The following is a 26,898-nucleotide window of genomic DNA, read 5'->3' on the forward strand; positions in this document are numbered from 1 at the left end:
AAGGTAGGTCGTCGCGGTTAACCGTGCGTTAAATCCGTCCCGCCCGTGTCGTTTTCCGGCTCAGCTATGGGCGAAAATATCGGTTTCCTCCCAGCCGAGAAGATCAAGCTTGGCGCGGGTGGGAAGGAACGCGAAACAGGCCTGCGCATGGGCGAGGCGGCCGTCGCGCACCAGCCTTGCGGTAAGCTTGTCGCGCAGCGCATGCAGGTGGAGCACATCCGAGGCGGCATATTCGAGCTGCGCCGGCGAGAGCGTTTCGGCCGCCCAGTCGGAGGACTGCTGCTGCTTGGAAACGTCGACGTCGAGCATTTCCTTGAGATTGTCCTTGAGGCCGTGGCGGTCGGTATAGGTGCGGGTGAGGCGCGAGGCGATCTTGGTGCAGAAGACCGGCTGGGTGGTGACGCCGAAAGTATGGAACAGCACGGCGATGTCGAAACGGCCGTAATGGAAGATCTTCTGGCGGGCCGGGTCTTCCAGCATCGCCACGAGATTGGGCGCTTCCTTCTGGCCGGCGGCGATGCGCACGACATCGGCGGTGCCGTCGCCGGACGAGAGCTGGACGACGCACAGCCGGTCGCGGCGCGGGATGAGCCCCAGCGTTTCGGTGTCGATGGCGATGGCGTCGGTATAACGCGCCGCGTCCGCCGCCGGGATGTCGCCTTCGTGGTAGCGGATTGCACTTGCCATGAAAAACCCCATATGAATGTCAATCGATGCCCGCAGGCCTATAGCGCATGTTTCGGCCGGCGGGTACTTCTTTCCGATGACGACAGGGCGCTTTGCGCGGGGAGGCGGTGATGACGGGATGCAAGAGGATGGCGGCGGCGCTGGCCGGCGTGCTTCTGTTTGCCTCCGGTTCGCAGGCCGTCGCGCAAGTGAAGGTACTCGATTTTTCCGGCCCCGTACCTGGCGAGGTCTACAGGGACCTGCCGGGCGTGGTGACGCCGGAGGAAGCGGAGGCGCGCAAGAAGAATGTGTCCTGCGTGCGCGTCCCGTCAGACCGCTCCCTCAGCGGGCGATGGCGGCCGGAGGACAGCGCCTTATACAGTTGCACCCGCAACGGCGTGACCGTCACGACCAACCAGCTTCCCCGCTCGCGCGAGCGCGACCTGCGCGGTATCGGCTGGTAGCGCGTGACGTTGCTTCCCCGTCCGTGCCAGAGCATTTCCAGCAAAAGTGCGAAACGGTTTTGCGTCCGGAAATGCGGCTCAAACAAAGAAATAGAGCGGTTCTACCGATTCTGTTAAAACCGGAACCGCTCTAATTTTCCAGCCGGCCCGCCCCGCCGGATGGGAGTCCGTTGCGCAAGGAGTTTTCATGACGGCTGTTTCCGATGTTTCTCTGCCGCTGGTGATCAGCGCGCCGGAGCCGCGTAGTCTCGATCTCATCTTCACGCCGGAAGCGCTGGCGCGGCTGCGCGCCGGCTATCGTGTCGTCGAGGCCGATCCTGAGAATATCGCGGGACTTGGCGAGGCCGTGCTTGGCGAAGCGCGCTACGTCATCGGCCAGCCGCCGCTTTCCGCAGAGACGCTCGCCCGCATGCCGAAGCTGCGGGCGATCCTCAATGTCGAAAGCAATCTTCTGGACAATATGCCCTATGACATCCTCTTCCAGCGCGGCGTCCATGTGGTGACGACGGGCCAGGTCTTTGCCGAGCCTGTTGCGGAAATGGGGCTCGCCATGGCGCTCAATCTGGCGCGCGGCGTCATCGATGCCGATGTCGCCTTTCGCGAAGGACGGGAATTGTGGGGCGGCGACGGCAACCGCGCCGCACGCCTCGTCTCCGGCTCCGAAATCGGCATCGTCGGCTTCGGTGATCTCGGCCGCGCGCTGAACCGGGTGCTGGCGGGCTTCCGGGCGCATGTGCGCGTCTTCGATCCATGGCTGCCGTCGTCGATCCTGCGTGAGGCCGGGGTCGAGCCGGCCTCGCTTGAAACGGTGCTCTCGGCGAGCGATTTCGTCTTCGTGGTGGCGGCGGTCACCAGCGAGAACCGGGGCTTCCTCGGTGCCGACGCCTTCGCCTCGATGCGTAAGGGCGCGGCCTTCATCCTGCTCAGCCGCGCCGATGTGGTCGATTTCCCGGCGCTGATGGCGGCCGTCCGCTCGGGCCATATCGTGGCGGCGAGCGATGTCTATCCCGAAGAGCCGCTGCCGCGCGATCATCCGGTGCGCGAACTGCCCGGCTTCATCCGTTCGGCGCATCGCGCCGGCGCGCTCGACAGCGCCTTCAAAAAAATGGGCGAGATGGTGCTGGAGGATATGGCGCTGATGGATCGCGGCCTGCCGCCGATGCGTTGCAAGCGGGCGGAGCGCGAGACGGTGTCGCGGATGCGTTCGAGGCCGGTCAGCCGCAACTGAGACGAAAAAGGGCCGCAGTGTGAAAGCACCGCGGCCCTTTTTACCGGTGGCTCCGGGTCAGGCGCGTTTGACGACCTTGATGAGCACGAGCAGGATCACCGCGCCGATGGTCGAATGGATGATTGCCGCGACGATGCCGCTGCCGAGGCTGATGCCGAGCGCGGGAAAGAGAAAGCCGGCGATGAACGCCCCGACGATGCCGACGACGATATTGCCGACGAGGCCGAAGCCGAAGCCCGAGACGATCAGGCCGGCGAGCCAGCCGGCGATGGCGCCGACGATGAGAAATACCAGAATGCTTTCAATGCCCATGATGCGCTCCCTGTGAAAATGTCGTCTTTCGCCGGAAGAATGTGGCAGGCGTTTCAAGGAATGCAAGGGCTTTCGTCGCCGCCGTTTGCCGGAACCGGCAGGATGGCTTTGACAGTTCAGACGATGCCGCCGCCGCCGCTGGCCACCGCCGGTCGCTCGCCGGCCACTTTCGCCCGATAGCCGGCCGCCCGATAGGTCGCGACCGGATCGATCGCCCCGCCGCTTTCAAGACGCGCCGTGGCGAGGATCGGTTCCACATCGGTGCGGAAGGCGGCCTTCAGCGTTTCGGAGGCCATCAGGGCGTCGTTTCCGTCCTGATAGACCGCCAATGCCGCCCGATCGACAAGGAGGCCCTGGGCATAGGCGCGGCAGACCTCCATGGCGCTGCGCATCAGGCTTTCGATGGGATCGGTGACGTTATGGCTCTGGTCCAGCATATGGGCCGGTGCGAAATCTTCGGCCTGCCGCATTTCCGCTCCGACGAGTTCGTTGAAGACGAGGAACAGGCGATAGGGATCGATGGAGCCGGTGTCGAGATCGTCGTCGCCATATTTCGAATCGTTGAAATGAAAGCCGCCGAGTTTGCCGAACTGGATCAGACGGGCGACGATCATCTCGATATTGACGTTGGGCGCATGATGGCCGAGATCGACGAGGCAATAGGCCTTGGGGCCGAGCTCCCGGGCGATCAGGTAGTTGGTGCCCCAATCCTGCACGATCGTCGAATAGAAGGCCGGTTCGTACATCTTGTGCTCGGTGAAGAGCCGCCAGTCGTCCGGCAGTTCCCTGTAGATCGCCTTCATCGCATCGAGATAGCGCTCGAAACTTCTGGTGAAATCGGCCTGTCCGGGGAAATTCGTCCCGTCGCCGATCCAGACGGTCAGGGCCTTCGAGCCGAGGATCCTGCCGATCTCGATACATTCCAGATTATGCTCGACCGCCTGCCGGCGGGTGGCGGCGCTGGCATGCGACAGCGAGCCGTATTTGTAGGAATGCTCCTGCTGCGGCGCGTCGGAGAAGGTGTTGGAGTTCATGGCGTCGAAGCCGAGGCCCAGCGCGTCGCCCTTTTCCTTCACGTCCCTCATGTCCGCCACCTTGTCCCACGGAATATGCAGCGAGACGCTCGGCGTGGCGCGGGTCAGTTCCTGAATGACCGCGCAGTCCTCCAGCTTGTCGAAAATGTTGCGCGGCTCGCCATCGCCGGGGAAGCGGGCAAAGCGCGTGCCGCCGGTGCCCACGCCCCAGGAAGGCACCGCCACGCCATAGGCCGCGACCTTCGTCTTGATCGCTTCGATGTCGACGCCCCGGCGGGCAAGCCGCGCGCCGAGGTGGTCGTAGTCCTGCTTGAGTTCGGCAAGGCGCCGGTCGTTTTCGGCGGCGATCACATCCCTGGAAATCATCGTCATGGCGCGTCCTCCTCAACGCGTGAAGGACTGGGCGTTGCCCGCGTCGACATTGATGATGTTGCCGGTCGATTTGGCCGACATGTCGGAGGCGAGGAAATAGATCGCTTCCGCGATATCCTCCGGGAAGACCGAGAGCTTCAGCATGGAGCGCTCGCGGTAATGCGCTTCCAGATCGTCGGTCTTGTAGGTGGCGGCGCGCTGTTCCTTCCATTCGCCGGTCCAGATCTTCGAGCCGCGCAGCACCGCGTCGGGGTTCACCACATTGACCCGGATCTGCTCGGATGCGCCTTCGAGCGCCAGGCAGCGGGCCAGATGGATTTCGGCGGCCTTCGCCGTGCAATAGGCCGAAGCGCCGGGGGAGGCGGCAAGGCCGTTTTTCGAAGCGACGAAGACGACGTTGCCGCCGGCCTTCTGCTTGCGGAAGATTCGGAAGGCCTCGCGCGAGACGAGGAAATAGCCCGTCGCGAGAATGTCGACGTTCCGGTTCCACAGTTCCAGCGTCGTATCCTCGATCAGCGCCGAGGAGGCGAGGCCGGCGTTGGAGACGAGGATGTCGAGGCCGCCGAATTCGACGAGCGTTTCGGCGAAGCTTCTCGCCACCAGGGCCTCGTCGGTGACATTCATCGCGACCGAGCGCACGAAATCCTTGCCGTAGCGGCCGGCAAGCTCGCTTTGCGCGGTTGCGAGCGCCGCCTCGTCGATATCGGCAAGCATCACGCAGGCGCCCTCCGCCATCAGCCGGTCGGCCGTCGCCTTGCCGATGCCGCCGGCGCCGCCCGTGACGAGCGCGATGCGACCGGCGAGGCTCTTCGGCTTCGGCATGCGCTGGAGCTTGGCCTCCTCCAGGAGCCAGTATTCGATATCGAAGGCCTCCTGTTCCGGCAGGCCGATATAGTCGGAGACGCCGGATGCGCCGCGCATGACGTTGATCGCATTGACGTAGAATTCGCCGGAAATGCGGGCCGTCGCCTTGTCCCTGGCGAAGGTGATCATGCCGACGCCGGGCACCAGATAGACGACGGCGTTCGGATCGCGCATGGCTGGGCTGCCGGGACGCTTGCAGCGTTCGTAATAGGCGGCGTAACCGGCGCGATAGGCGGCAATGGCGTCGGCCAGTCCGGCAAGCGTTGCGTCTATATCCGGATTGGCGGGATTGAAGTCGATCACCAGCGGGCGGATCTTCGTGCGCAGGAAGTGATCCGGGCAACTCGTGCCGAGGGCGGCGAGCGGTTCGAGGTTCCCGGACGTCACGAAATCGAGCACGGCGTCGCTGTCGTCGAAATGGCCGACCTTTCTTTCGTCCTTGCCGATCATGCCCCGGATGACCGGCATCAGCTTTTCGGCGATCTTCCGGCGTTCCGCAGCGGCAAGCGCCGGCCGCGCCGCGCCGCCGAAGGCGGGGGCCTTGTTGTTTTCCTCGAACCAGGCGATCGCCTTGTTGATGATTTCGATCGTCGTCTCGTAGCAGTCCTTTGCCGTATCGGCCCAGGTGAAGAGGCCGTGGCTTTCGAGCACCACGCCGCGGGCTTTCGGGTTGTCCCGGCAGAATTTCTCAAGCCACAGGCCGAGTTCGAAACCCGGCCGCTTCCAGGGCAGCCAGCCGATGTCGTTGCCGAAGATCTTTTGCGTCAGTTCGCGGCTGTTCTTCGACGCCGCAATCGCGATGACGGCGTCGGGGTGCATATGGTCCACATGCTTCCTCGGCACAAAGGCGTGCAGCGGCGTGTCGATGGAGGCGGCGCGCGGATTGAGATCGAAGGTGCAATGGGAAAGATAGCCCACCATCTCGTCCTCGTGTTCGATCCCCCGATAGAGGCCTTTCAGCGCGTTGAGCCTGTCCATATAGAGGGTTGCAAAGCCGTCCATCCGGATCGTGCCGACGTCGCCGCCCGATCCCTTGACCCAGAGGACCTCGACATCGCCGGCCGTAAGCGGGTCTTTCCCGATCACCTTGGCCGACGTGTTGCCGCCGCCGTAATTGGTGATCCTCTTGTCCGAGCCCAGCAGATTGGAGCGATAGAGCAGCCGTTCGGGTTCGCTCATCGTCGATGCCCGCGCGTCATCCCAAAGATTGGCAAGGCGCGCGCCCAGGTTCTCGTCGAGCATCGGTGTTTCCTCCCGCTGGTTCCAGGTGCAGGCCGCTCGCGGCGGCTGACGGCAGGTTTTCAAATTTCATGGAATGAGCGCAAATGTCAATCATTAACGATCAAAAACAATCATATTGCGTTGCACAATGAAAAAAAATGATCGAACGTGATTGACAATGCGTGGTGGCGATGGAAGCATTGCAACGGTTGGAGGAGCCATGCACGAGAAGGAAAGACATCGGATCATTCTGTCGGCGGTCCAGGAAAAGCCGGTCGCGACAGTGCCCGAACTGGTCGAGCTGACGGACAGTTCCGAGGCGACGATCCGGCGCGACATCGCGGCCCTGCATGTGCAGAAGCGGCTGCGCCGGGTGCGCGGCGGAGCGGAGGCGCTGCATCCGCCGCAATTCGTCGGCCTCGCCGGTCGGCCCTTCACCGTCAACGAGACGCTGAACACCCGCCAGAAGCAGGCGATCGCGAAAGAGGCGGTGGCGCTCTGCGAGGATGGCGACCCGATCATCATCAACGGCGGCACCACCACCTTCCAGATGGTGCATTTCCTGGTGAACCGGCGCATGCAGGTCTTCACGAATTCGTTCAATATCGCCGAGCATCTGCTCAAGCATTCGAAGAACACCATCATGCTTTCCGGCGGCACGATCTATCGCGAACAGAACATCGTGCTCAGTCCCTTCGACAACGATGTGACGCGCAATTTCTATGCGCGCCGCATGTTCATGGGGGCGCAGGGTCTCGGGCCGCTCGGTCTGATGGAGGCCGATCCGCTGCTCATCCAGGCGGAACAGAAGCTCATCGACCAGGCGGACGAACTCGTCGTGCTGGCCGATTCGACCAAATTCAGGAAGCGCTCCAGCCTCATCCTGTGCGGCCTGAAGCGCATCGCAACCGTGATTACGGATTCGGGCATCGAGGACAGGGACGCCGCGATGCTGGAGGAAGCGGGCGTCCGGCTGATCGTCGCGAATGTTCAGGCGGAAGCCGGAGCGCAGACTGCGCCCGCACCGGCGTGAGGCCGGAGGGTGGATTTCACTGGGAGGAAACAGTCATGAAGATCTTGAAGACTTTGCTGGTGACGGCGGCGGTATCGGTCGCCCTCGTCGCCAATACCGCGCATGCGGAAACGAAGAAGATCGCCCTCGTCGTCAAGGCGCTCGGCATCGGCTTCTTCGAAGCCGCCAACAAGGGTGCGCAGGAGGCCGCGAAGGAACTCGGCGACGTCGAGGTGATCTATACCGGCCCGACCAGTACCACGGCGGAAGGCCAGATCGAGGTGATCAATTCGCTGATCGCCCAGAAAGTCGACGCCATCGCCGTCTCGGCCAATGACACCAACGCCCTCGTTCCGGCGCTGAAGAAGGCGATGGACCGGGGTATCAAGGTGATTTCCTGGGATTCGGGTGTCGCGCCCGAGGGTCGCCAGATGCACCTCAATCCATCGTCGAACCCGTTGATCGGCAATATGATCATCAAGCTTGCCGCCGACAACCTGCCGGAAGGCGGCGATGTCGCCGTTCTCTCGGCGACCGCCACCTCGACCAACCAGAATGTCTGGATCGAGGAAATGAACAAGGTGCTCGGCAATTACCAGGGGATCAATGTCGTGGCGACCGTTTATGGTGACGATCTTGCCGACAAGTCCTATCGCGAGACGCAGGGGCTCATCCAGTCGTATCCGGATCTGAAGGCCATCATCGCGCCGACCTCCGTCGGCATCGTCGCCGCCGCCCAGGCGGTCACCGATGCCGGCAAGGCCGGCCAGATCAACGTCACCGGCCTTGGCCTGCCCTCCGAAATGGCCGGCCACGTCAAGTCGGGCGCGTCCAAATCCTTCGCGATCTGGAACCCGATCGACCTTGGCTATTCCGCCACCATGATCGCCTACGACCTGATCGGCGGCGCGGAAGCCAAGCCGGGCGCGGAACTCAAGATGGGACGCATGGGCGCCGTCACGCTCGACGACAACAACGAAGGCGCCATGGCCGACCCCTTCGTCTACGACGCCTCCAATGTCGAGGAATTCGCCAAGATCTTCTGATCTGGACGAAAGACGGATGAGCGGATGACGGCAAGCATTGCGCCTGCCGGTTCCCCTCATCGCCTCGCATGCGCTCCACTCTTCTCCCGGCCGGAGAGGAGCGGGCTGCGGGGCAGCCTTGATGAAAAACCCTGAAACTTGCCGGTGGACCGACCCTTGCAGCAGGACACGACCCCATTGCGGACGAAGCCCGCCATCGCGCTCGAAGGGATCTCGAAATCCTTTCCGGGCGTGCGGGCGCTGTCCAAGGTTTCGCTCGCGCTCCATCCGGGTTCCGTAACGGCGCTCGTCGGCGAGAACGGCGCCGGCAAATCGACCCTGGTGAAGATCCTCACCGGCATCTACCAGCCGGACGAGGGCGTCATCCGCGTCGATGGCGCGCCGACCCGTTTTCCGTCGGCCAGTTCCGCAGCCCGGGCCGGCGTCACCGCCATCCATCAGGAAACCGTGCTCTTCGACGAACTGTCGGTCGCCGAAAACATCTTCCTCGGCCACGCCCCTCGCATCGGTCCCGGTCTCATCGACTGGCGGAAGATGAACGCGGACGCCCGTGCGCTGCTTGCGCGTGTCGGGGCCGATCTCGATCCGTCGATCCGCCTGCGCGATCTCGGTATCGCCAGCAAGCATCTGGTGGCCATCGCCCGGGCGCTTTCCATCGACGCCCGCGTCGTCATCATGGACGAGCCGACGGCGGCGCTGTCGCACAAGGAGATCCACGAGCTTTACGAGCTCGTCGACCGGCTGAAGGCCGACGGCAAGGCGATCCTTTTCATCAGTCACAAGTTCGACGAGATTTTCCGTATCGCCGACCGCTACACGGTCTTTCGGGACGGCTCCATGGTGGGCGAGGGACTGATCGCTGAAACCACGCAGGACGATCTCGTGCGGCTGATGGTTGGCCGTGATATCGGCCAGGTCTTTCCCAAGCAGGCGGTGGCGATCGGCGAGCCGGTGCTCACCGTTTCCGGCTACCGGCATCCGACCGAATTCGAGGATATCAATTTCGAACTGCGTCGCGGCGAGATTCTCGGCTTCTACGGCCTCGTCGGCGCCGGCCGCTCGGAGTTCATGCAGTCGCTGATCGGCATCACGAAACCGTCCGCCGGGGCCGTCCGGCTCGATGGCGAGGTCCGGGTCATCCGCTCGCCGGCCGATGCGATTGCGGCGGGTATCGTCTATGTGCCGGAGGAGCGGGGCCGGCAGGGGGCGATCATCGGCCTGCCGATCTTCCAGAATGTCACGCTGCCGTCACTGTCGCGCACCTCCCGCGCCGGTTTCCTGCGGCTGGCGGAAGAATTCGCGCTGGCGCGCGATTATACGGCGCGGCTCGATCTTCGCGCGGCCTCGTTCGATCAGGACGTCGGAACGCTGTCGGGCGGCAACCAGCAGAAGGTGGTCATCGCCAAATGGCTGGCGACGAAGCCGAAGGTCATCATCCTCGACGAGCCGACCAAGGGCATCGACATCGGCTCCAAGGCGGCCGTTCACGCCTTCATGAGCGAACTGGCCGCCTCCGGTCTCAGCGTCATCATGGTCTCTTCGGAAATTCCGGAGATCATGGGCATGGCCGACCGCGTCATCGTCATGCGCGAGGGGCGCATCGCCGCCCGCTTCGAGCGGGACGCGCTTTCCGCTGAAGGACTGGTGCGCGCCGCCGCCGGCATCCGGGAGGCCGCATGATGAAGCGTCTCTCCGGAAATCGCGAGATGCTGCTGGTGGTGGCGATCGTCGCGCTGGTGGCGCTGATCGCCCTGCGGTTCCCGCCCTTCGTGACGCCCGGCAATCTCGTCAATGTCTATAACGACTCCTCGATCCTGATCATCCTGGCGCTCGGCCAGATGGCCGTCATCCTGACGCGCTGCATCGATCTTTCGATGGCTGCGGCGCTTGCGCTCTGCGGCATGGCCGCGGCGATGGTCAATGCGGCGATGCCCGGCCTGCCGATCCCGCTTCTCATCCTGATCGCCATGGCGCTCGGCACGGTTCTCGGCGCCTTCAACGGCCTGCTCGTCTGGAAGCTCGATATTCCGCCGATCGTCGTCACGCTGGGAACGCTCACGATTTATCGCGGGCTGATCTTCCTCCTCTCGGGCGGGGCCTGGATCAACGCGCACCAGATGAGTCCCGCCTTCAAGGCGCTGCCGCGTCTGAACCTGCTCGGCTTTCCGGTCCTGTCCTGGCTGTCGCTCGCCATGATCGCGATCATGCTGCTCGTCATGCGGCGAACGCCGCTCGGACGGGCTTTCTTCGCGGTCGGCGGCAATCCGCATGCGGCCGTCTATACCGGCATCGACGTCGGCCGGACGCGGTTTCTCGCCTATTGCCTCTCCGGCATGCTGGCCGGCCTTTCCGGTTACCTCTGGGTTTCGCGTTACGCGGTCGCCTATGTCGATATCGCGGCCGGCTTCGAACTCGACATCATCGCCGCCTGCGTCATCGGCGGCGTATCGATCGCCGGCGGCATCGGCTCCGTCGCCGGCACGGTGCTCGGTGCGCTCTTCCTCGGCGTCATCAAGAATGCGCTGCCGGTCATCGACATCTCGCCCTTCGCCCAGATGGCGATTTCCGGCACGGTCATCATCGTCGCCGTTGCCGTCAACGCCCGTTCCGAAAAACGCAAGGGCAGGGTGATCCTGAAGAAAGCGGAGGCGACCCATGGCTGACGTGCAAAGGGCTGACGGGCACGGGGCTGACGGGCAGAGGGTTGCACGTCATATTCCCGATCGGCGGGAAGGCCGTGCCGCCCGCATGCTGAAAGGCTGGGAAGCGTTGCTCGTCGCCGTGGCGGCGGCGATCTTCCTCGTCAATTCGTTTGCCTCTCCCTATTTTCTCGATCCCTGGAACCTGTCGGACGCGACCTTCAACTTCACCGAGAAGGCGATGATCGCCTTCGCCATGGCGCTGGTCATCATCTCCGGCGAGATCGACCTTTCCGTCGCCTCGATCATCGCATTGACCTCCACCGCCATGGGCTATGCCGTGCAGCTCGGCTTCGATACGCCGGCGCTCGTCACGGTCGGCCTCGCCACCGGTCTTCTTTGCGGCGCGCTCAACGGCGCGCTCGTCACCGGCCTCGGCCTCCCGTCCATCGTTGTGACCATCGGCACGATGAGCCTGTTTCGCGGGCTGTCCTTCATCATCCTCGGCGATCAGGCGTTCACCGGCTATCCCGCAAGCTTTTCCTGGTTCGGCCAGGGCTACGTCTGGTGGGTCTTCTCCTTCGAGTTCTGCCTGTTCCTGCTGTTCGCCGTCGTCTACGGCGTGTTGCTGCACCGGACGAGTTTCGGCCGCACGATCTACGCCATCGGCAACAATCCCACTGCGGCGCTGTTTTCCGGGGTTCGCGTCGGGCGTGTGAAATTCCTGCTTTTCCTGCTCACCGGCCTGATGTCCGCCGTTGCCGCGATCTGCCTGACCGCCCGCCTCGGTTCGACACGCCCCTCCATCGCGCTCGGCTGGGAGCTGGAGGTGGTGACGATGGTGGTGCTCGGCGGCGTCAACATCCTCGGCGGCTCCGGCACCATCCCCGGCGTCGTGCTGGCTGCCCTCATCATGGGCATGGTGACCTTCGGCTTCGGCCTCCTCAATGTGCCCGGCATCGTCATGTCGATCTTCATCGGCCTCCTGCTGATCACCGTCATCGCCCTGCCGATCCTTTACGGACGCCTGCGCCGCCGCGTAACGCACTGAGGAGAAGACCGTGGAGAAATATGCCTTCCGCATGCGGCTCGACCCGGGCAAGGCGGCCGAATACAAGGCGCGGCACGACGCTATCTGGCCGGAACTGGTGGCGCTTCTCAAGCAGGCGGGCGTAGCCGACTACTCGATCCATCTGGATGAGGAGACGAACCTGCTCTTCGGGGTGCTCTGGCGGAAAAAGGATCACGCCATGGCCGGCTTGCCGGACCATCCCCTGATGAAGCGCTGGTGGGCGCATATGGCGGATATCATGGAAACGAAACCCGACAACGAGCCGGTGGCGGTGCCGCTCGTCACCGTCTTTCATATGGCCTGACGCGCCGGATCCTTGTTTTTAACACATTCCCCGACGCCGAAGCGATCCCGCTTCGGCCGGAAATGCGCCGGCGGCCGCGACGGATCAGAACACTTTGGTCCGCACCGGCCCGCGTCCCGCATCGATGTCGATCAGCAGCGATACGGCGACGAATGTCGCCGAGGCGATCAGCGCCGCGCCCAGTCCCAGAACGATCATTGTTCCCTCCTGACGATCATGGTCAGCCTTGACCGTCATCCTGCGCCTCGCGGCTTGCCCGGAGCTTGCGCAAACCGCAAGTTTTCCCGCGGCACTCAACTTTTCGGGGAACCGCCGGATATTAACCTTCAGGCAAGGAATTAACCATAAACATGGGGGTAACACGTCGGAATGGGAAATCCGCCTTTTCCCACCCAGGCATGACGCCGAACCGCCGTACCGGGTTCGAGCCGGTATTCGAGATTCACCGAATTTGATCATGGATCGACGGTCGGCATCCTGGTGCACCGGTTCCTGGAAGCTGCGCTCCGCTTCCCGGCCGGCGCCGGCGCCACCTTCCTTCCATGCGCGAATTTCCGGACCGGGCCTCTAATGGCCGGTTCGGGCGCATCGTTGGTTTGGGAGCGGATTGGTGCAGGACATGTCGGCAGATCAGGTGCGAACGGGACAGGCGTCAAGCCTGCGCGACCGCCTGCGCTTTGCCGGCCTCGAAGCAGACCAGGGCGAATGCCTGCGCGCCGGCCGGCAGGCGCTCGAACGGCGCGTCGAACTGGCGCTGCGCGATCTTTTCCAGCGCTTCCAGGCGTTTCCGGATGCCGCCCGCCATTTCGAGAGCGACCGCCAGATCGACCGCCTGCACGATCTCCACAGCTCCCACTGGAACGTTCTGACCGATGCGCGCTTCGATGCGCTTTATGCCGAACGCGTCAAGGTGCTCGCCGATACCGAGAGCCGGATGGGGCTCGATCCGCGCTGGCGCATCGCCGGCCATGCGGTGGTCATCGAAAAGGTGGTCACCGGCCTCATCGAGGACCATTGGCCGAAGTCGTTGCTGCCCGGTAGCGGAAAGGCGCGCCGCGAGGCGCTGACGGAGCTCGTCTCCGCCTTCCTGTGCACGGCGCTTGTCGACTTGGAGATCGGCGTTTCGCTCCGCTTCAATGAATTGCGCCATGCGCACGCCCGCGCGCTTGCCGAACAGCGCGACGAGGACCGGGCGGATCTCGAACGCGTCTTCGGCGAGACGATCCGGGGGCTGGCGCGGCTGGATTTTTCCGCGCGTGCCAGCGAAACGGCGCCGGAGTCCTGGCGGGAACTGGTCGATACGCTGAACGGCGCGCTCGACGAAATCGGCGGCCGCCTGTCCGCCGTCGCCACGCAGGCCGGCGAAACCGACCGCCTTGCCGTCATGCTGTCGGCCGAATCCGGCACGCTTGCCGGCCGTTCTGCCGAACAGTCGGCAAATCTCCTGGAAGCCGCGAATACGCTTGGCGGGATCGCCGAGCGTGTGCATCGGACCCTGAACGAGACCCGAAAGGCGCAGGAAGCGGCTGCCGAAACGCGCCAGTCCGTGGCGCTGAGCGGCGATATCGCCGGCGAGGCGATGACGGCCATGGCCGATATCGAGGCCTCGGCGGAAAAGATCGGCCAGATCATCGGCGTCATCGACGAGATCGCCTTTCAGACCAATCTTCTCGCCCTCAATGCCGGAATCGAGGCGGCGCGGGCCGGCGACACCGGCCGCGGCTTCGCCGTGGTGGCGCAGGAGGTGCGGGCGCTTGCCCAGCGCTCGGCCGACGCCGCCCGTGAAATCAAGCAACTCGTCGTCGGCACGAAGACGCAGGTCGAGGAAGGGGTCGAGCGCGTCCATCGCACGCAGCACGCCATCGGCGGCGTCGTGCGTCAGGTCGAAGACATCAACGAGCGGATCGGCGGTATCCTGCGCGACGGCGCGGCGGAGGCCGACGGACTGGATCTGGCGAGCGCCGGGATCGCAAGCGCCGGCCGTGCGCTGGAGGCGCAGGCGACGGACGCCGGTCGCATCGGCTCCGCCGGCGGCGACCTGAAAACCGTCATCCTCGAACTTGGCCAAACCATCCGTCAGTTTCATGTGGCGCATACGCGCGAACGCCAGACCGGCGAAAGAAACGATGGCGCAGCGGGAGCCCTGTCGCTTCCCGCTCGCGCAGCGGGCATTGCGAGTTGAAACGGGACGATGATGAACATGAACCGACTGGAACAAGGAAAACCGTGATGGCGAGCAGGAAAACCGCCGGCAAGACGCTGAACCTCGCGCCGGTGCTGGATCTCAACGAGGCTTCGGCCCTGCACGGCAGGCTGATGAGCCTGAAGGGCAGCGCCATCGTCATCGACGCATCGGCGGTGGAGCGCGTCGGCGCGCTCTGCATTCAGGTCCTGATGGCTGCGGCGAGAAGCTGGGAGCGCGACCGGCTGTCCTTCACCTTCGCCCGCGTTTCGGACGCCTTCATGGCGACCCTGAAACTCATCGGCGTCGACATTGATCATTTGCTGGCGAAGGAGATTCGGCAATGAAGAAGAAGGTACTGACCGTGGATGATTCACGGACGATCCGGAACATGCTTCTGGTGACGCTCAATAATGCGGGCTTCGAGACGATCCAGGCCGAGGACGGTATCGAGGGGCTGGAGGTGCTGGAAAACACCCGTCCCGACGTCATCGTCACCGACATCAACATGCCGCGTCTCGACGGCTTCGGCTTTATCGAGGGCGTGCGCCGCAATGAGAAATATCGTGCGATCCCCATCCTCGTTCTGACGACCGAAAGTGACGCCGAGAAAAAGAACCGCGCCCGTCAGGCCGGTGCGACCGGCTGGATCGTCAAGCCCTTCGACCCGACCAAACTGATCGATGCAATCGAGCGCGTAACCGCCTAATCCAGGATTCTTCCCGATGGATATGAACGAAATCAAGGAGATATTCTTTCAGGAATGCGAGGAACAGCTCGCGGAACTGGAAGGGGGACTCCTGCGTCTGAACGATGGAGACCGCGATCCGGAAACGGTCAACGCCGTGTTCCGTGCGGTGCATTCGATCAAGGGCGGCGCCGGCGCCTTCGGCCTCGATGACCTCGTATCCTTCGCCCATGTCTTCGAGACGACGCTGGAATGCGTCCGCTCCAACCGGCTGGAACCCTCCCCGGATGTCCTGAAGGTCATGCTCAAATCCGCCGATGTGCTTGCCGACCTGACGAATGCGGCGCGCGACGGCGGCAGTGTCGATGCCGAGCGCAGCCGCGCGCTGATCGGTGAACTGGAAGCGCTCGCGCGCGGTGAAGTGGAGACGCTCGCGCGCGTCGAGGCGCCCGTCGCCGAAACGCCGGCGTCCCCCGCGCCGGATGCCGGGACCGCGATCGAAACGCCCGCGCCCTCTTCGGGCAATAACGAGGGGTTCCAGCCGATACCCTTCTCCTTCGACGATTTCGGCGACGAGCCGGCGCTCGAAACCGCCGATGAAGCCTCCTGTGTGCCGACCTGCGAGATCCTGTTCCGCCCGCGAAGCGACCTTTATGCCAAGGGCAACGAGGCGACGCTGCTGTTGCGCGACCTGTCCCGCCTCGGCGACATGAGTATCCATTGCGACATGGACAGCCTGCCGCCGCTGGAGGAGATGAACCCGGAGGAAGCCTATTTCTCCTGGCGGATTTCCGTGGCCACCGACCGGGGCGAGGACGCCGTCCGCTCGGTCTTCGAATTCGCCGAATGGGACTGCGATCTGGAGGTGCGCACCGTAAAGGACGAGCCCCTCGCCACCGATGGGGGTGATCCGGATGAAGCGCCGATGCAGCCCGTTCCCTTCGACCTGTCCATCCTCGATGACGATCAGGGGCCGTCGATCGTCGAAACGGAAAGCCCGGCAGTCGCCGCGGTCAACGCCGCGGAAACGGCGACCGCCGTCTCGCAGGCGGCAGCCGCCGCCAGCCGCAATACCGCTGCCGCAACCGCTGCCAATGCCCAGGGCGCTGCCGCCCAGACGATCCGCGTCGACCTCGACCGGGTCGACCGGCTGATCAACCTCGTCGGCGAACTCGTCATCAATCAGGCGATGCTGTCGCAGAGCGTCGTCGAAAATGACAGCAACGGCGTGTCCTCCATCAACATGGGGCTCGAGGAGCTGCAACAGCTGACCCGCGAGATCCAGGATTCGGTGATGGCCATCCGCGCCCAGCCGGTGAAGCCGGTCTTCCAGCGCATGTCGCGCATCGTGCGCGAGATCGCCGACGTCACCGGCAAGTCGGTGCGCCTCATTACGGAAGGCGAGAACACCGAGGTCGACAAGACGGTCATCGACAAGCTGGCCGAGCCGCTGACCCATATGATCCGCAACGCCGTGGACCACGGTCTCGAATCGCCGGAAAAGCGGGAAGCCGCCGGAAAGAATCCGGAAGGAACGGTGCGGCTCACCGCCAAGCACCGGTCCGGCCGTATCGTCATCGAGCTTGCCGACGACGGCGCCGGCATCAATCGCGAGAGGGTGCGCCAGAAGGCCATCGACAACGATCTCATCACTGCGGACCAGAACCTGTCGGATGAGGAGGTCGACAACCTGATCTTCCATGCGGGGTTTTCGACCGCCGACAAGATTTCCGATATTTCCGGACGCGGCGTCGGCATGGACGTGGTGAAACGATCGATCCAGGCGCTCGGCGGGCGCATCTCGATTTCCTCGAAGCCGGGCCATGGCTCGGTCTTCACGATGAGCCTGCCGCTGACGCTCGCCGTCCTCGACGGCATGGTGGTGACGGTTGCCGGCCAGACGCTGGTGGTGCCGCTGACGGCCATCGTCGAGACGTTGCAGCCGGAGGCGGCGGCAATCCATTCCTTCGGGGCCGCCCAGCGGCTTATCTCGATCCGCAACTCTTTCTGCCCGCTGGTCGACGTCGGCAAGATCCTGAATTTCCGGGCCTCGCAGGCGAACCCGGTGGAGGGCGTGGCGCTCCTGGTCGAGTCGGAAGGCGGTGGCCAGCGCGCGTTGATGGTCGATGCCATCCAGGGCCAGAGGCAGGTCGTCATCAAGAGCCTGGAGGCCAATTACAGCCATGTTCCTGGCATTGCCGCGGCCACCATTCTCGGCGACGGCCGGGTCGCGCTCATCCTGGACGTCGATGCGGTCGTGGCCGCTTCGCGCGGCCAGTCCCTGAAACCTGAAATCTCGCTTGCGGCGACGGGCTAGCCATGACGAACGCGGTCAAGAATCTTACCCACGGGCGCGAACTCATCGCCTTCAGGATCGGCGACCAGGAATTCTGCGTCAACATCATGTCGGTGCGGGAGATCCGGGGATGGACCCCGGCCACCGCCATGCCGCATGCGCCCGGCCATGTGCTGGGCGTGATCAACCTGCGCGGCGTGGTGCTGCCGATCGTCGACCTGTCGCAGCGCCTCGGCATGGCGCCGGCCGAGCCGACGGTCCGCCATGTCATCATCGTGGCCCAGGTCGGCGCGAAGGTGGTGGGGCTTCTGGTCGATGCGGTCTCCGACATATTGACTGTCGTCGACGAAAATATCCAGCCGACGCCGAATATCGCCAGCGAGATCGAAAAGGTCTGCGCGCGCGGTATCCTGGCCATCGAGGGGCGCATGATCTGCCTGATCGATCTCGACGCCCTCTTCCCGGACATCGAAAGCGAGGCGGCATGACGACTTCACCGGCCAGGGATATCAGGCCGTCGCCGGACGAGTGCCTGGCGAGCGGCGAATATCCGCTGACGCGGCGGGATCTCTCCGAGATCGCCGCCATGATCTATGCGGATGCGGGCATCTTTCTCAACGAGACGAAGGCCTCGCTTGTCTATTCGCGCCTGTCGAAACATATTCGCGCGCTCGGCCTCAAGGGCTTTCGGGAATATTGCGAACTGGTCTCCTCGCCGGAGGGCGCGCCCGTCCGCCGGGAGATGCTGTCGCATCTGACGACGAATTTCACCCGCTTCTTCCGCGAGAATCACCATTTCGAGCATATGAGGACGGAGCTTCTGCCCGGACTTCTCGAACGGGCTCGTCGTGGCGGAAGGGTGCGCTTGTGGTCGGCGGCCTGCTCGGACGGGCAGGAGCCCTATTCCATCGCGCTGACGGTTCTTTCGATGATGCCGAATATCGCCGACTACGATTTCCGCATCCTCGCCACCGATATCGACCCGAAGGTGCTCGCGCTTGCCCGCGCCGGCGCCTATGATGCGACGGCGCTGGAGACGGTGAGCCCGCCGATGCGCAAGCAGTTCTTCCGCGAGGTGGAGATCGGCGGCCGCAAGCGCTTCCAGGTCGATGACAGGGTGAAGCGTCTCGTTACCTTCAACGAGTTGAACCTGCTTGCGCAATGGCCCTTCAAGGGGCCTTTCGACGTCATCTTCTGCCGCAACGTCGTCATCTATTTCGACGAACCCACGCAGATGAAGATCTGGTCGCGCTTCGCCGGCATGCTGGCCGACGACGGCCATCTCTATATCGGACATTCCGAGCGCGTGGCCGGCGAGGCCAAGGTTCTGTTCGACAATACCGGGATCACCACCTACCGCTATGTCGGCAGGGGCCGGGGGAGGGGCGCATGACGGCTCCGGCGCGCGTTCTCGTCGTCGACGATTCACCGACCATGCGCGGGCTCATCACCGCCGTCCTTCGCGCCGACCCGGAAGTCGACGTCGTGGGGCAGGCTGGCGACGCGATGGAAGCCCGCAGCGCCATCAAGCAGCTCAACCCCGACGTGGTGACGCTGGATATCGAGATGCCGAATATGAACGGCCTCGAATTCCTGGAAAAGATCATGCGGCTGCGCCCGATGCCGGTCATCATGGTCTCGACCCTGACGCATCGCGGTGCGGATGCGTCGCTGATGGCGCTGGAGATCGGTGCTTTCGACTGCGTCGGCAAGCCCCAGCCGGGCGACGTCCGGCCGTTTGGCGATCTTGCCGAAAAGGTGAAGGCCGCCGCACGCTCGCAGCATCGGCGTATCCGCACTGAAACGCCGCCTCTCGCGCCGGTCGCCGCCAGTGTCGACCCGACCGGCGGCTACCGCCCGGGCCGCAAGATGGTGGCGATCGGCGCGTCCACCGGCGGCGTCGAGGCGCTGATCGCGGTCTTGCAGAAGTTTCCGGTCAATTGCCCGCCGACCGTCATTACCCAGCACATGCCGTCCACCTTCACGAAGAGCTTCGCCGAGCGGCTGAACCGCCTCTGCGCGCCGGTGGTGCAGGAGGCGACGGACGGCGCGCGGCTGGAGATCGGCCGGGTCTATCTGGCGCCGGGCGGCGACCGCCATCTGGAGGTCGTCAATTCGCATGCACCGTGCTGCCGGCTGGCCGATCGCGATCCGGTCAACGGCCACCGGCCTTCGGTGGATGTGCTGTTCGATTCCGTCGCCGCGCTTGCAGGCCGCAATGCGGTTGGCGTCATCCTCACCGGAATGGGACGGGATGGCGCGGCGGGATTATTGAAAATGCGCCATGCGGGGGCGCGGACCATCGGTCAGAACGAAAAAACCTGCGTCGTTTATGGGATGCCGAGAGTGGCCTTCGAACTGAACGCCGTCGAACACCAGCACCCGCTTTCGTGCATAGGGGAGGAAATCTTGAAGATCACAGCGGCCCGTAGAGAAGGAAGCGAATAATGTCTCTCGCTGAAAAAATCAAAGTTCTCATCGTCGACGATCAGGTGACGAGCCGCCTGCTTCTGGGCGATGCCCTGCAACAGCTCGGCTTCAAGCAGATCACGGCGGCCGGCGACGGCGAGCAGGGCATGAAGATCATGGCCCAGCAGCCGCACCATCTGGTCATCTCCGACTTCAACATGCCGAAGATGGACGGCCTCGGCTTTCTGCAAGCCGTCCGTTCCAATCCGACGACGAAGAAGGCGGCCTTCATCATCCTGACGGCGCAGGGCGACCGGGCGCTGGTGCAGAAGGCGGCGGCGCTCGGCGCGAACAACGTCCTCGCCAAGCCCTTTACCATCGAGAAGATGAAGGCGGCGATCGAAGCCGTGTTCGGGGCCCTGAAATGACGACAGCTCCCGGCGAGCGGCGCGTTCATGTGATTCAGGGCGAATACAAGGTTTGCAGTGAGCCGGATGTGGTCATGACGACCATTCTCGGCTCCTGCATCGCCGCCTGCATGCGCGACCCGGTTGCCGGCGTCGGCGGCATGAACCATTTCCTGCTGCCGGGGTCCATGGATGCGCTTGCGGCGGGGGGCGATGCGACCCGCTACGGCGTGCATCTGATGGAACTGCTGATCAACGGCCTGCTGAAGCGCGGCGCAAGGCGCGAGCGGCTGGAGGCGAAGATCTTCGGCGGTGCGAGGACCATCGCCAGCTTCTCGAATGTCGGCGAGCAGAACACCCGCTTTGCGCGACAGTTCCTGGCGGACGAGGGCATCCGTCTCATGGGCGAAAGCACCGGCGGCGAACATGGCCGCAAGGTGGAATACTGGCCCACCACGGGCCGGGCGCGCCAATATGCGCTGACCGGTATGGAGACGCAACGGGCGGTGGCTCTGGAGCAGCGGCCCGCGCGGATTGTCAAGCCGGTGGAAAACGCGATCGAATTCTTCTGAGCGGGCGTCGGGGACGTCCGGTGGACAGGCAAGCAGAAAAACAGACGCATCGCCAGCGGCGCGATGCGCAAAAGAGGATCGTGATGCAAACGGAGTTTTTGAGTGCCGCCCCCGCCCTGCCGGAAGAAGCGTTGGCCGAGGTCTTGATGCGCGTCGTTAGCGAACTGCATGACGTTGCCTATCTGATAGAGCGGATCGAACCCCAGCTTGCCGGTCTTCAGACCGGCGCGGCGACGGCCGCCTCCGAACGGATGATGGTGCTTCAGGGCATCGACCTCGCCGTCCAGAAGACCCGCGGTCTTGCGGAATTCATCGACACCATCACCGCCGGCGTTCCGGAAGGCTGGCTGGTCGATGTGACCACGGCGCTGAGCCTGGTGAAGCTTGCCGATATGCAGAAGGCGCTCGGCAAGGGCATGCGTCACGGCCATTCCCAGCCGCTTGACAAGGCCGCTGGCGATTTCGAAGCTTTCTGACCGCCGTTCCTGAGACGAAGTACGGATATATCCTCCTTCCGGCGGCGTCCTCCCGGGCGCCGTTTTTCATTCGCTGTGGCTGTCGCACCCGGCGAAATGCTCGCGCAAGTTTCGCTGACTAGTGTCCCCGTCGGATCGGTCAGATCCGCGTACACCACGGGGTGGAGCAGCGCGTGCGGCAAAAGCGTCGTTCCGCCTCAAGTGATCGAAATTGTGTTTTCCGGTTCCGGCTTGTCGCGCCGGTAGAGGAAAGCCAAGTCCGTGCGGGAACAGAATGAATCTGTCGGAACAGTTGACCAACATCTATAACAACCTGGCGGCGCTGGGGCGGGCGAAACTGGCGATGCTCGGTGGCGCGGCCGTGGTTTCGATCGGTCTGGTGCTGGCCGCCGGCATCATGGTGAACAAGCCCGCCTACGAGACGCTCTATGTCGGTCTGGAAAAGACCGACATGAGCCAGATCAGCATGGCGCTTGCCGAAGCCAATATCGATTTCAACACCGGAACGGACGGAACGAGCGTGCAGGTGCCGGTCGGCCAGACCGGCAAGGCGCGCCTCTATCTCGCGGAGCGCAGCCTGCCGAACAGCGCCAACGCCGGTTATGAACTCTTCGACAAGGTCGGCTCGCTCGGCCTGACCTCCTTCATGCAGGAAGTGACGCGGGTGCGGGCCCTTGAAGGCGAGATTGCCCGAACCATCCAGCAGATCGGCGGCATCGCCGCCGCCCGCGTTCATATCGTCATGCCGGAACGCGGCAATTTCCGTAAGGCCGACCAGATGCCGACGGCTTCCGTGATGATCCGCGCGGGTGCGCAGGTCGGCCGCGATTCGGCGGCGGCCATCCGCCATCTCGTCGCCGCGTCGGTGCCGGGGCTCGACGTCAGCGGCGTGACGATCCTCGACTCGGCCGGCCAGCTTCTCGCCTCCGGCGACGATGCGGAGAACGGCTCGCTCAACCGCTCGCTCAGCGCCGTCCACACGGTGCAGAGCGAGATCGAGCGCAATATCGAAAAGGCGCTCGCCCCCTTCCTCGGGATGGAAAATTTCCGCGCCAGCGTGACCGCGACGCTGAATATGGACAGCCAGCAGATCCAGGAAACGGTCTACGATCCGGAATCGCGCGTCGAGCGCTCCGTCCGCGTCACCCGCGAAAGCCAGAAGTCCAGCCAGCAACAGGGGCAGAAGCCGACGACGGTCGAGCAGAACCTGCCGCAGGGCGGCCCGCAGGGTGATCTTGCCGGACCCCAGTCGAATGACGAGGCGGACAAGAAGGAAGAACAGACCAACTACGAGATCAACAGCCGGACCGTCGCCACCGTTCGCAACGGCTATGCCGTGGAGAAGCTGTCGGTGGCCATCGTCGTCAATCGCGCCCGCGTCGCCGCCATGCTCGAAGAGCCGGTCGACCAGGCGAAGGTCGACGCCTACCTGGCCGAAATGCAGACGATCGTCACGGCTGCCGCCGGCCTCGACAGCGCCCGCGGCGATGTGGTGACGCTCACCGCCATGGAGTTCCTCGATCACCAGCTTCTCGACGAGGCGGTGGCCGGGCCGGGCGTGATGGAAACATTGACGCGCAATCTCGGCGGTATCATCAATGCTCTCGCCTTCCTCGGCGTGGCTTTTGTGGTCGTCTGGTTCGGCCTTCGCCCGGCGGTGCGCTCGATTGCCGGCAACGGCGCTGCCCCCGATGCGGACGCGGCCGGGCTGGAGCTGCCCGACTTCTCGCCAGCGGGCGCGGTCGGCGGGCCGGGCGCCGCTCTCATGGATGGCTTCGGCGCGGACTTCGGCTTCGACAGCACCGACGACCTGCTTGCCGGTGGCGACGACGATTCCGACGGTTTCAACCGGCGCGTCAAGGAAGGTCCGGAGCGACGCCTCGGCCGCATGGTCGAAATCAGCGAGGAACGGGCCGCCAAGATCCTGCGCAAATGGGCGGACGAGAAGGAAGCCGCCTGAGAAAACGTCACATGACGGGGAAATTCAGGGCGTGTCCGGCAACGGGCGCGCCCTTTCCGTATCTGCGCGACGGCCATTTAAGGCGAGAGTGTGGCGCAGCCGCAACATTTCTTGCGGGATACAGCGAAGCATTGCGGGCCGGAAGAGGCGCAAATGCGAAAAAACGCGGCCTGTTACAAAATAATAATAAATCGCTTTGGCTGTGGCGCCATCGAAAAAATGCAAATTCTGGTTGCGTGTCGATGGCGAAAAGCCGCCCGATATCGCCCGGCCTTCCGAATAGATCATGGTTAACAATAGGTTAACCATCGATGCAAGCGGCCGATCGGGATCGCGAGACGCGGGCAAATCAGTCGCGACAGGCGATTCACAGAAAAGCCACGAAGTAAATCCCGAAAAGGCCACTGTGGTTTTCGGGGGTGGCGCATGTATCCTTTAGTCACTGATTCGGTTGATGATTCCCGCTGATGCGGCTTGACCGCCGGTTGCCGTTTCTACGGCTTGCCGGCGAAGGGGGCGGGACGAATCGGGCAAACAGGGGGCTACTTATGGAAACGATCCGGTCGGGTGATGCGACCCGGACAGCTTATGGATTCCCGGCGGCGCGCGATGTCGGCGGAAGCGAGCGTGAGCGTCTCGTGCGATGGCTGGGGCGCTGCGCCGACAAGTCGGATATTCCCGCGGGCCTGAAGGCCCTGACCGACTACGTCAGCGCATCCTACTATCTTCTGCTCCGTCACGATATTGCCGCCGAAACCGGTCTGGAATCCGTCCTGGCGTCGGATTGGCCCTTCAATCTGGTCCGTGGCATTTCGACGATGGTCGCCACCAGCCAATCGCGCATGAGTGACGTGGAGAAATGTCTCGGCGTCCTCAAGCCGCATTTCTTCCAGCTGCCGGACAGCATGGTGCGTCCGCGCGGCATCGGCCGTGAATATTGCGCCGTCTCCTTCCAGGTCGGCCGCGCGCGCCTGTCGCTGATGCTGCTCTTCCCGGAGCACTTCATCCTTTCGCAAAGCAAGCTGCGTGACGTGGGGCTGCTGGCCGGCTATTTCGCGAGCCGTTGCTGCCGCAGCGTGATCGAGCGCCACGACCGCGACCGGGAGCTGACGGATCGGGAGGTGGAGTGCCTCTACTGGATCGCCGAGGGCAAGACGAGCGACGAAGTCGCCCTCATCCTCGGCATATCGCGCAACACCATCAACAATTACATCACCGGCGTGATGCGCAAGACGGCGACGCGTACGCGTTCCGAAGCGATCGCCTGGGCTGTCCGCAACGGTCTGGTCTGATGGGCAGGAGCACCGAGATCCGGCTTCATCAGGCCGCGTCCATCGAAGGGGACCTCAAGCGCACGCGACCGGCCAGGCCGGTGCCGGTGTCCGATTTCGTCGCCACGCTCCGGACGATGCAGATGATCGTCGGGGCGGAGCGCTTCGTGGTGCTGCGGCTTGCCGGTCACGGGCTTGCCTCGATGCGCAAGCTCGTGCCGGCTCTCCAGAACTGGGGAACGCAGGCCGATTCCGGCCTGCGCCAGCTTCTCGATGGTTACGGCGAGGCGATGCTCGCCCATATGGAGGTCTCGATCGTCCCGCTCGTGTGGGAGGGGCTTGGCGACGGTCAGTTCGCCGAAGCGGCGACCGACGCTTTCACCCATCGCCTTCAGCCGCAGCTGCTGCCCTGGTCGGGCATCGCCTTTCCGGTGCAGCTCGGCGCGGCGGGCAACGGCTACGTCGTCTTCACCGGCGGTTATATCGAGCTTGCGAGCGACACGGTCATCGACATGCATCTGAAGTGCTGCCAGCTTCTCGGCGACATGCTGGCGAACGACGAACGCCGGCTTGCGCCTGCCGCCAGCCTCACGGAACGCGAGATCGCCTGCCTGCAAATGGCCGGCGACGGCTGCATCTCGGAGGCGATCGCCGAAAAGATGGGGCTTTCGGTGCATACCGTGAACGCCTATCTCGGCATGGCGACGACCAAGCTTGACGCCGTCAACCGTATCCAGGCCATCGCGAAGGCCATCCGTCTCGGCTATATCACCTGAGGCGGCAAAGAGTGGCCGGCTTCCGGCCGGCCACAGATGTCCAAACCAAATGTGTGGAAATCAATGCGTTGTTTCGGACGACCCGGCGTCTCCGCGCATATAGCGGGCGGCGCGCAGGCTTTCGCGCAGGAGCGCGGTATTGTCTTCCGGATCGGCATGCGGCTCGTTGAAGGCGACATGGGTCACCTCGACGCCGGCCCGGTCCTTCTGCAACAACAGCTTGGCATAGACGGTGACGCCCGGCGGGCGCAATTCCATGTCGAGGGTCACTTCGGGTTCGAGCCCCCAGTCGAGGCGATAGTCACCGCCCGCGCCGAAATTGACGGTTCCGGGCAGGAAGTAGAGTTCGGCAGCCGAAGAGACCAGATCAGCAAGGTTGCCGTAGCATTCGAAACGCAGAAGCGAAACCAGGTCCGCGGCGTCGAGCATTCGCAACTCGGTCGCCACCGGACATATCGCTTCCGCGACAATTTTTTCACGTTCGGCGGAATAGGCGCATTTTCTCATGGCTCTAGTTTATCCGTCTGGTCTGGGGCGAAGCTGCATAAACCCGGTGAATCAGTTCCGCCACTGCCTTGTAGAACACCGGTGGAATGACACTATCTACCGAGACTTGCGCAAACATTGAGCGTGCAAGCGGCGGGTCCTCGAAGACGGGTATATCGTTCTCTTCAGCGATCTCGCGGATTTTCAGCGCGACGAGGTCCTGTCCCTTGGCCACGATGACGGGCGCGTCGCCTTCCTCGCGCACATAACGAAGCGCCACGGCGTAGTGGGTCGGGTTGGCGATCACCAGGGTCGCGCGCGGGACCGCCGCTATCATGCGGCGACGGGCCCGGTCGCGCTGTACCGAACGCATGCGCGCCTTGACGATCGGGTCGCCCTGCGCCTGCTTCATTTCCTCCTTCACTTCCTGCTTGGTCATGCGCAATTCCGTGAACCAGTGATAACGGGTCCAGGCGAAATCGACCGCCGCCACCAGCGCCGTGGCGAAGAGGATGATGAGCAGCACCTTGCTGACGTCCAGCGTCATCATGTGAATGAGCGTGGCCGGTTCGGAGAACATCGTGTCGAGCGCGGCGAAATAATCGCGCTGCATCAACAGCGCCACCACCAGCGACACGACGAGGATCTTGATCAGCGATTTGCCGAATTCCACCAGCCCCTGCTTGCCGAAGATCCGGGTGAACCCCTTCATCGGACTGAGCCGCGAGGCTTGTGGGCGGATGCGCTCCAGCACGGGGCTGGGCAGGTTCTGCAACACCGAGGAGGCGATGCCGAACACCATCATCATGATCAGGACGGGCATCAGCAGCCGCCCGGCCTCCCAGCCGAGATGGTGAAACAGCGAAAGGACGTCGCCGCCGGTGTTGAGGCGCCAGGCTTCCGGCTTCTCGAACAGGTCACGCAGCGTTTCGTTCATTCGCGCCACGCCGCCGGGCAGGAAGAACACCAGAAACAGATAGATCGCAATGGTCGAGGCGAAGACCGGCACTTCGCGGGAAAACGGGGTGTTGCCCTTTTCCACGGCGTCGCGAATCTTTTTCTCCGTCGGGAGTTCTGTTTTGCTGTCCTTGTCTTCGTCCGACACGTGTCGCGCTCCCGGCCGCCGGCCGGCGGCGTTGAA

General features: G+C 63.8%; 28 protein-coding genes. 21 read left to right on the forward strand and 7 right to left on the reverse strand.

From position 1 onward, the window contains the following. Positions 1 to 60: 60 nt before the first annotated feature. Positions 61 to 687 (reverse strand): ribonuclease D, encoded by a 627-nt coding sequence (locus KYK29_RS17745; protein WP_254692225.1) that lies wholly within the window; start codon positions 685 to 687, stop codon positions 61 to 63. A gap of 110 nt (positions 688 to 797) precedes the next feature. Between KYK29_RS17745 and KYK29_RS17750 the strand changes: the two genes are divergently transcribed. Continuing rightward, entirely contained in the window at positions 798 to 1,130 is a 333-nt protein-coding gene (locus KYK29_RS17750; RefSeq protein WP_254692226.1) for a hypothetical protein, read from the forward strand. 187 nt (positions 1,131 to 1,317) lie between these two features. Continuing rightward, a complete protein-coding gene (locus tag KYK29_RS17755) occupies positions 1,318 to 2,358 on the forward strand; it encodes a hydroxyacid dehydrogenase (RefSeq protein ID WP_254692227.1) in 1,041 nt (346 codons plus the stop codon). Between the two features lie 57 nt (positions 2,359 to 2,415). Here the strand turns inward: KYK29_RS17755 and KYK29_RS17760 are convergent, their stop codons facing one another. From KYK29_RS17760 to KYK29_RS17770, 3 genes are all read right to left on the reverse strand, one after another. Next, on the reverse strand, positions 2,416 to 2,670 hold the full coding sequence (locus tag KYK29_RS17760) for a GlsB/YeaQ/YmgE family stress response membrane protein (RefSeq protein WP_254692228.1): 255 nt from the start codon (positions 2,668 to 2,670) through the stop codon (positions 2,416 to 2,418). 116 nt (positions 2,671 to 2,786) lie between these two features. Continuing rightward, entirely contained in the window at positions 2,787 to 4,076 is a 1,290-nt protein-coding gene (gene rhaI, locus KYK29_RS17765; protein WP_254692229.1) for an L-rhamnose catabolism isomerase, read from the reverse strand. 12 nt (positions 4,077 to 4,088) lie between these two features. Further along, the gene (locus KYK29_RS17770) at positions 4,089 to 6,182 is read right to left on the reverse strand and encodes a bifunctional rhamnulose-1-phosphate aldolase/short-chain dehydrogenase (protein ID WP_254692230.1); all 2,094 of its coding nucleotides are present in this window, start codon (positions 6,180 to 6,182) and stop codon (positions 4,089 to 4,091) included. A gap of 199 nt (positions 6,183 to 6,381) precedes the next feature. Here KYK29_RS17770 and KYK29_RS17775 point away from each other — a divergent pair, with 199 nt between their 5' ends. From KYK29_RS17775 to fliF, 17 genes are all read left to right on the forward strand, one after another. Continuing rightward, on the forward strand, positions 6,382 to 7,194 hold the full coding sequence (locus tag KYK29_RS17775) for a DeoR/GlpR family DNA-binding transcription regulator (protein ID WP_254692231.1): 813 nt from the start codon (positions 6,382 to 6,384) through the stop codon (positions 7,192 to 7,194). Between the two features lie 35 nt (positions 7,195 to 7,229). Beyond that, on the forward strand, positions 7,230 to 8,219 hold the full coding sequence (gene rhaS, locus KYK29_RS17780; protein WP_254692232.1) for a rhamnose ABC transporter substrate-binding protein: 990 nt from the start codon (positions 7,230 to 7,232) through the stop codon (positions 8,217 to 8,219). Positions 8,220 to 8,396: 177 nt separating this feature from the next. Continuing rightward, positions 8,397 to 9,899 carry a sugar ABC transporter ATP-binding protein gene (locus KYK29_RS17785; protein WP_254692233.1) on the forward strand — a complete coding sequence of 501 codons (1,503 nt, stop codon included), beginning with the start codon at positions 8,397 to 8,399 and terminating at the stop codon, positions 9,897 to 9,899. Next, positions 9,896 to 10,882 (forward strand): ABC transporter permease, encoded by a 987-nt coding sequence (locus KYK29_RS17790; RefSeq protein ID WP_254692234.1) that lies wholly within the window; start codon positions 9,896 to 9,898, stop codon positions 10,880 to 10,882. The genes KYK29_RS17785 and KYK29_RS17790 overlap by 4 nt, the downstream gene beginning before the upstream one ends. Further along, on the forward strand, positions 10,875 to 11,909 hold the full coding sequence (locus tag KYK29_RS17795; protein ID WP_254692235.1) for an ABC transporter permease: 1,035 nt from the start codon (positions 10,875 to 10,877) through the stop codon (positions 11,907 to 11,909). The genes KYK29_RS17790 and KYK29_RS17795 overlap by 8 nt, the downstream gene beginning before the upstream one ends. A gap of 10 nt (positions 11,910 to 11,919) precedes the next feature. Then, positions 11,920 to 12,234, forward strand: coding sequence for an L-rhamnose mutarotase (gene rhaM, locus KYK29_RS17800; protein WP_254692236.1), 315 nt, complete (start codon positions 11,920 to 11,922; stop codon positions 12,232 to 12,234). Between the two features lie 619 nt (positions 12,235 to 12,853). Then, on the forward strand, positions 12,854 to 14,416 hold the full coding sequence (locus tag KYK29_RS17805) for a globin-coupled sensor protein (RefSeq protein WP_254692237.1): 1,563 nt from the start codon (positions 12,854 to 12,856) through the stop codon (positions 14,414 to 14,416). Between the two features lie 47 nt (positions 14,417 to 14,463). Beyond that, on the forward strand, positions 14,464 to 14,763 hold the full coding sequence (locus tag KYK29_RS17810) for an STAS domain-containing protein (protein WP_254692238.1): 300 nt from the start codon (positions 14,464 to 14,466) through the stop codon (positions 14,761 to 14,763). Continuing rightward, positions 14,760 to 15,125, forward strand: a complete 366-nt coding sequence (gene cheY1 / locus KYK29_RS17815) for a chemotaxis response regulator CheY1 (protein ID WP_254692239.1) — start codon at positions 14,760 to 14,762, stop codon at positions 15,123 to 15,125. Before KYK29_RS17810 ends, cheY1 begins: the two co-directional genes overlap by 4 nt. 16 nt (positions 15,126 to 15,141) lie before the next feature. Then, entirely contained in the window at positions 15,142 to 17,421 is a 2,280-nt protein-coding gene (locus KYK29_RS17820) for a chemotaxis protein CheA (RefSeq protein WP_254692240.1), read from the forward strand. A 2-nt stretch (positions 17,422 to 17,423) separates the two neighbouring features. Beyond that, the gene (locus tag KYK29_RS17825; RefSeq protein ID WP_254692241.1) at positions 17,424 to 17,888 is read left to right on the forward strand and encodes a chemotaxis protein CheW; all 465 of its coding nucleotides are present in this window, start codon (positions 17,424 to 17,426) and stop codon (positions 17,886 to 17,888) included. After that, on the forward strand, positions 17,885 to 18,793 hold the full coding sequence (gene cheR, locus KYK29_RS17830; RefSeq protein WP_254692242.1) for a protein-glutamate O-methyltransferase CheR: 909 nt from the start codon (positions 17,885 to 17,887) through the stop codon (positions 18,791 to 18,793). The genes KYK29_RS17825 and cheR overlap by 4 nt, the downstream gene beginning before the upstream one ends. Next, positions 18,790 to 19,848: a protein-glutamate O-methylesterase CheB gene (gene cheB / locus KYK29_RS17835; protein WP_254692243.1), complete on the forward strand. Its 1,059-nt coding sequence runs from the start codon at positions 18,790 to 18,792 to the stop codon at positions 19,846 to 19,848. Before cheR ends, cheB begins: the two co-directional genes overlap by 4 nt. Further along, on the forward strand, positions 19,848 to 20,237 hold the full coding sequence (locus tag KYK29_RS17840) for a response regulator (RefSeq protein WP_254692244.1): 390 nt from the start codon (positions 19,848 to 19,850) through the stop codon (positions 20,235 to 20,237). Before cheB ends, KYK29_RS17840 begins: the two co-directional genes overlap by 1 nt. Then, a complete protein-coding gene (cheD, locus tag KYK29_RS17845; RefSeq protein ID WP_254692245.1) occupies positions 20,234 to 20,788 on the forward strand; it encodes a chemoreceptor glutamine deamidase CheD in 555 nt (184 codons plus the stop codon). The genes KYK29_RS17840 and cheD overlap by 4 nt, the downstream gene beginning before the upstream one ends. Positions 20,789 to 20,871: 83 nt before the next feature. Beyond that, entirely contained in the window at positions 20,872 to 21,264 is a 393-nt protein-coding gene (cheT, locus tag KYK29_RS17850) for a chemotaxis protein CheT (protein WP_254692246.1), read from the forward strand. 274 nt (positions 21,265 to 21,538) lie between these two features. Beyond that, positions 21,539 to 23,224, forward strand: coding sequence for a flagellar basal-body MS-ring/collar protein FliF (gene fliF / locus KYK29_RS17855; protein WP_254692247.1), 1,686 nt, complete (start codon positions 21,539 to 21,541; stop codon positions 23,222 to 23,224). 24 nt (positions 23,225 to 23,248) lie between these two features. On the opposite strand, the gene KYK29_RS17860 is transcribed toward fliF, so the two are convergent. Next, complete coding sequence (locus KYK29_RS17860; protein ID WP_254692248.1) at positions 23,249 to 23,629, reverse strand: hypothetical protein; 381 nt, start codon at positions 23,627 to 23,629, stop codon at positions 23,249 to 23,251. Between the two features lie 143 nt (positions 23,630 to 23,772). On the opposite strand from KYK29_RS17860, the gene visN reads away from it, so the two are divergent. Both visN and visR read left to right on the forward strand, forming a co-directional pair. Beyond that, on the forward strand, positions 23,773 to 24,516 hold the full coding sequence (gene visN, locus KYK29_RS17865) for a transcriptional regulator VisN (protein ID WP_254692249.1): 744 nt from the start codon (positions 23,773 to 23,775) through the stop codon (positions 24,514 to 24,516). Next, positions 24,516 to 25,271: a transcriptional regulator VisR gene (gene visR / locus KYK29_RS17870; RefSeq protein WP_254692250.1), complete on the forward strand. Its 756-nt coding sequence runs from the start codon at positions 24,516 to 24,518 to the stop codon at positions 25,269 to 25,271. The genes visN and visR overlap by 1 nt, the downstream gene beginning before the upstream one ends. 60 nt (positions 25,272 to 25,331) lie before the next feature. Here visR and KYK29_RS17875 read toward each other — a convergent pair whose 3' ends face one another. Together KYK29_RS17875 and flhB are read right to left on the reverse strand one after the other, a co-directional pair. After that, positions 25,332 to 25,778 (reverse strand): BspJ family T4SS effector nucleomodulin, encoded by a 447-nt coding sequence (locus tag KYK29_RS17875; RefSeq protein WP_254692251.1) that lies wholly within the window; start codon positions 25,776 to 25,778, stop codon positions 25,332 to 25,334. 4 nt (positions 25,779 to 25,782) lie between these two features. Beyond that, entirely contained in the window at positions 25,783 to 26,862 is a 1,080-nt protein-coding gene (gene flhB, locus KYK29_RS17880) for a flagellar biosynthesis protein FlhB (protein WP_254692252.1), read from the reverse strand. Positions 26,863 to 26,898: the final 36 nt, after the last annotated feature.

The organism is Shinella daejeonensis (assembly GCF_024281235.1).
Classification (GTDB): domain Bacteria; phylum Pseudomonadota; class Alphaproteobacteria; order Rhizobiales; family Rhizobiaceae; genus Shinella; species Shinella daejeonensis.

Bases quoted from the DNA above. Each gene is read 5' to 3' on its own strand.
- KYK29_RS17745 (WP_254692225.1), bottom strand. From the start codon at position 687: ATGGCAAGTGCAATCCGCTACCACGAAGGCGACATCCCGGCGGCGGAC.
- KYK29_RS17750 (WP_254692226.1), top strand. From the start codon at position 798: ATGACGGGATGCAAGAGGATGGCGGCGGCGCTGGCCGGCGTGCTTCTG.
- KYK29_RS17755 (WP_254692227.1), top strand. From the start codon at position 1,318: ATGACGGCTGTTTCCGATGTTTCTCTGCCGCTGGTGATCAGCGCGCCG.
- KYK29_RS17760 (WP_254692228.1), bottom strand. From the start codon at position 2,670: ATGGGCATTGAAAGCATTCTGGTATTTCTCATCGTCGGCGCCATCGCC.
- rhaI (WP_254692229.1), bottom strand. From the start codon at position 4,076: ATGACGATGATTTCCAGGGATGTGATCGCCGCCGAAAACGACCGGCGC.
- KYK29_RS17770 (WP_254692230.1), bottom strand. From the start codon at position 6,182: ATGCTCGACGAGAACCTGGGCGCGCGCCTTGCCAATCTTTGGGATGAC.
- KYK29_RS17775 (WP_254692231.1), top strand. From the start codon at position 6,382: ATGCACGAGAAGGAAAGACATCGGATCATTCTGTCGGCGGTCCAGGAA.
- rhaS (WP_254692232.1), top strand. From the start codon at position 7,230: ATGAAGATCTTGAAGACTTTGCTGGTGACGGCGGCGGTATCGGTCGCC.
- KYK29_RS17790 (WP_254692234.1), top strand. From the start codon at position 9,896: ATGATGAAGCGTCTCTCCGGAAATCGCGAGATGCTGCTGGTGGTGGCG.
- KYK29_RS17795 (WP_254692235.1), top strand. From the start codon at position 10,875: ATGGCTGACGTGCAAAGGGCTGACGGGCACGGGGCTGACGGGCAGAGG.
- KYK29_RS17805 (WP_254692237.1), top strand. From the start codon at position 12,854: ATGTCGGCAGATCAGGTGCGAACGGGACAGGCGTCAAGCCTGCGCGAC.
- KYK29_RS17810 (WP_254692238.1), top strand. From the start codon at position 14,464: ATGGCGAGCAGGAAAACCGCCGGCAAGACGCTGAACCTCGCGCCGGTG.
- cheY1 (WP_254692239.1), top strand. From the start codon at position 14,760: ATGAAGAAGAAGGTACTGACCGTGGATGATTCACGGACGATCCGGAAC.
- KYK29_RS17820 (WP_254692240.1), top strand. From the start codon at position 15,142: ATGGATATGAACGAAATCAAGGAGATATTCTTTCAGGAATGCGAGGAA.
- KYK29_RS17825 (WP_254692241.1), top strand. From the start codon at position 17,424: ATGACGAACGCGGTCAAGAATCTTACCCACGGGCGCGAACTCATCGCC.
- cheR (WP_254692242.1), top strand. From the start codon at position 17,885: ATGACGACTTCACCGGCCAGGGATATCAGGCCGTCGCCGGACGAGTGC.
- cheB (WP_254692243.1), top strand. From the start codon at position 18,790: ATGACGGCTCCGGCGCGCGTTCTCGTCGTCGACGATTCACCGACCATG.
- KYK29_RS17840 (WP_254692244.1), top strand. From the start codon at position 19,848: ATGTCTCTCGCTGAAAAAATCAAAGTTCTCATCGTCGACGATCAGGTG.
- cheD (WP_254692245.1), top strand. From the start codon at position 20,234: ATGACGACAGCTCCCGGCGAGCGGCGCGTTCATGTGATTCAGGGCGAA.
- cheT (WP_254692246.1), top strand. From the start codon at position 20,872: ATGCAAACGGAGTTTTTGAGTGCCGCCCCCGCCCTGCCGGAAGAAGCG.
- fliF (WP_254692247.1), top strand. From the start codon at position 21,539: ATGAATCTGTCGGAACAGTTGACCAACATCTATAACAACCTGGCGGCG.
- visN (WP_254692249.1), top strand. From the start codon at position 23,773: ATGGAAACGATCCGGTCGGGTGATGCGACCCGGACAGCTTATGGATTC.
- visR (WP_254692250.1), top strand. From the start codon at position 24,516: ATGGGCAGGAGCACCGAGATCCGGCTTCATCAGGCCGCGTCCATCGAA.
- KYK29_RS17875 (WP_254692251.1), bottom strand. From the start codon at position 25,778: ATGAGAAAATGCGCCTATTCCGCCGAACGTGAAAAAATTGTCGCGGAA.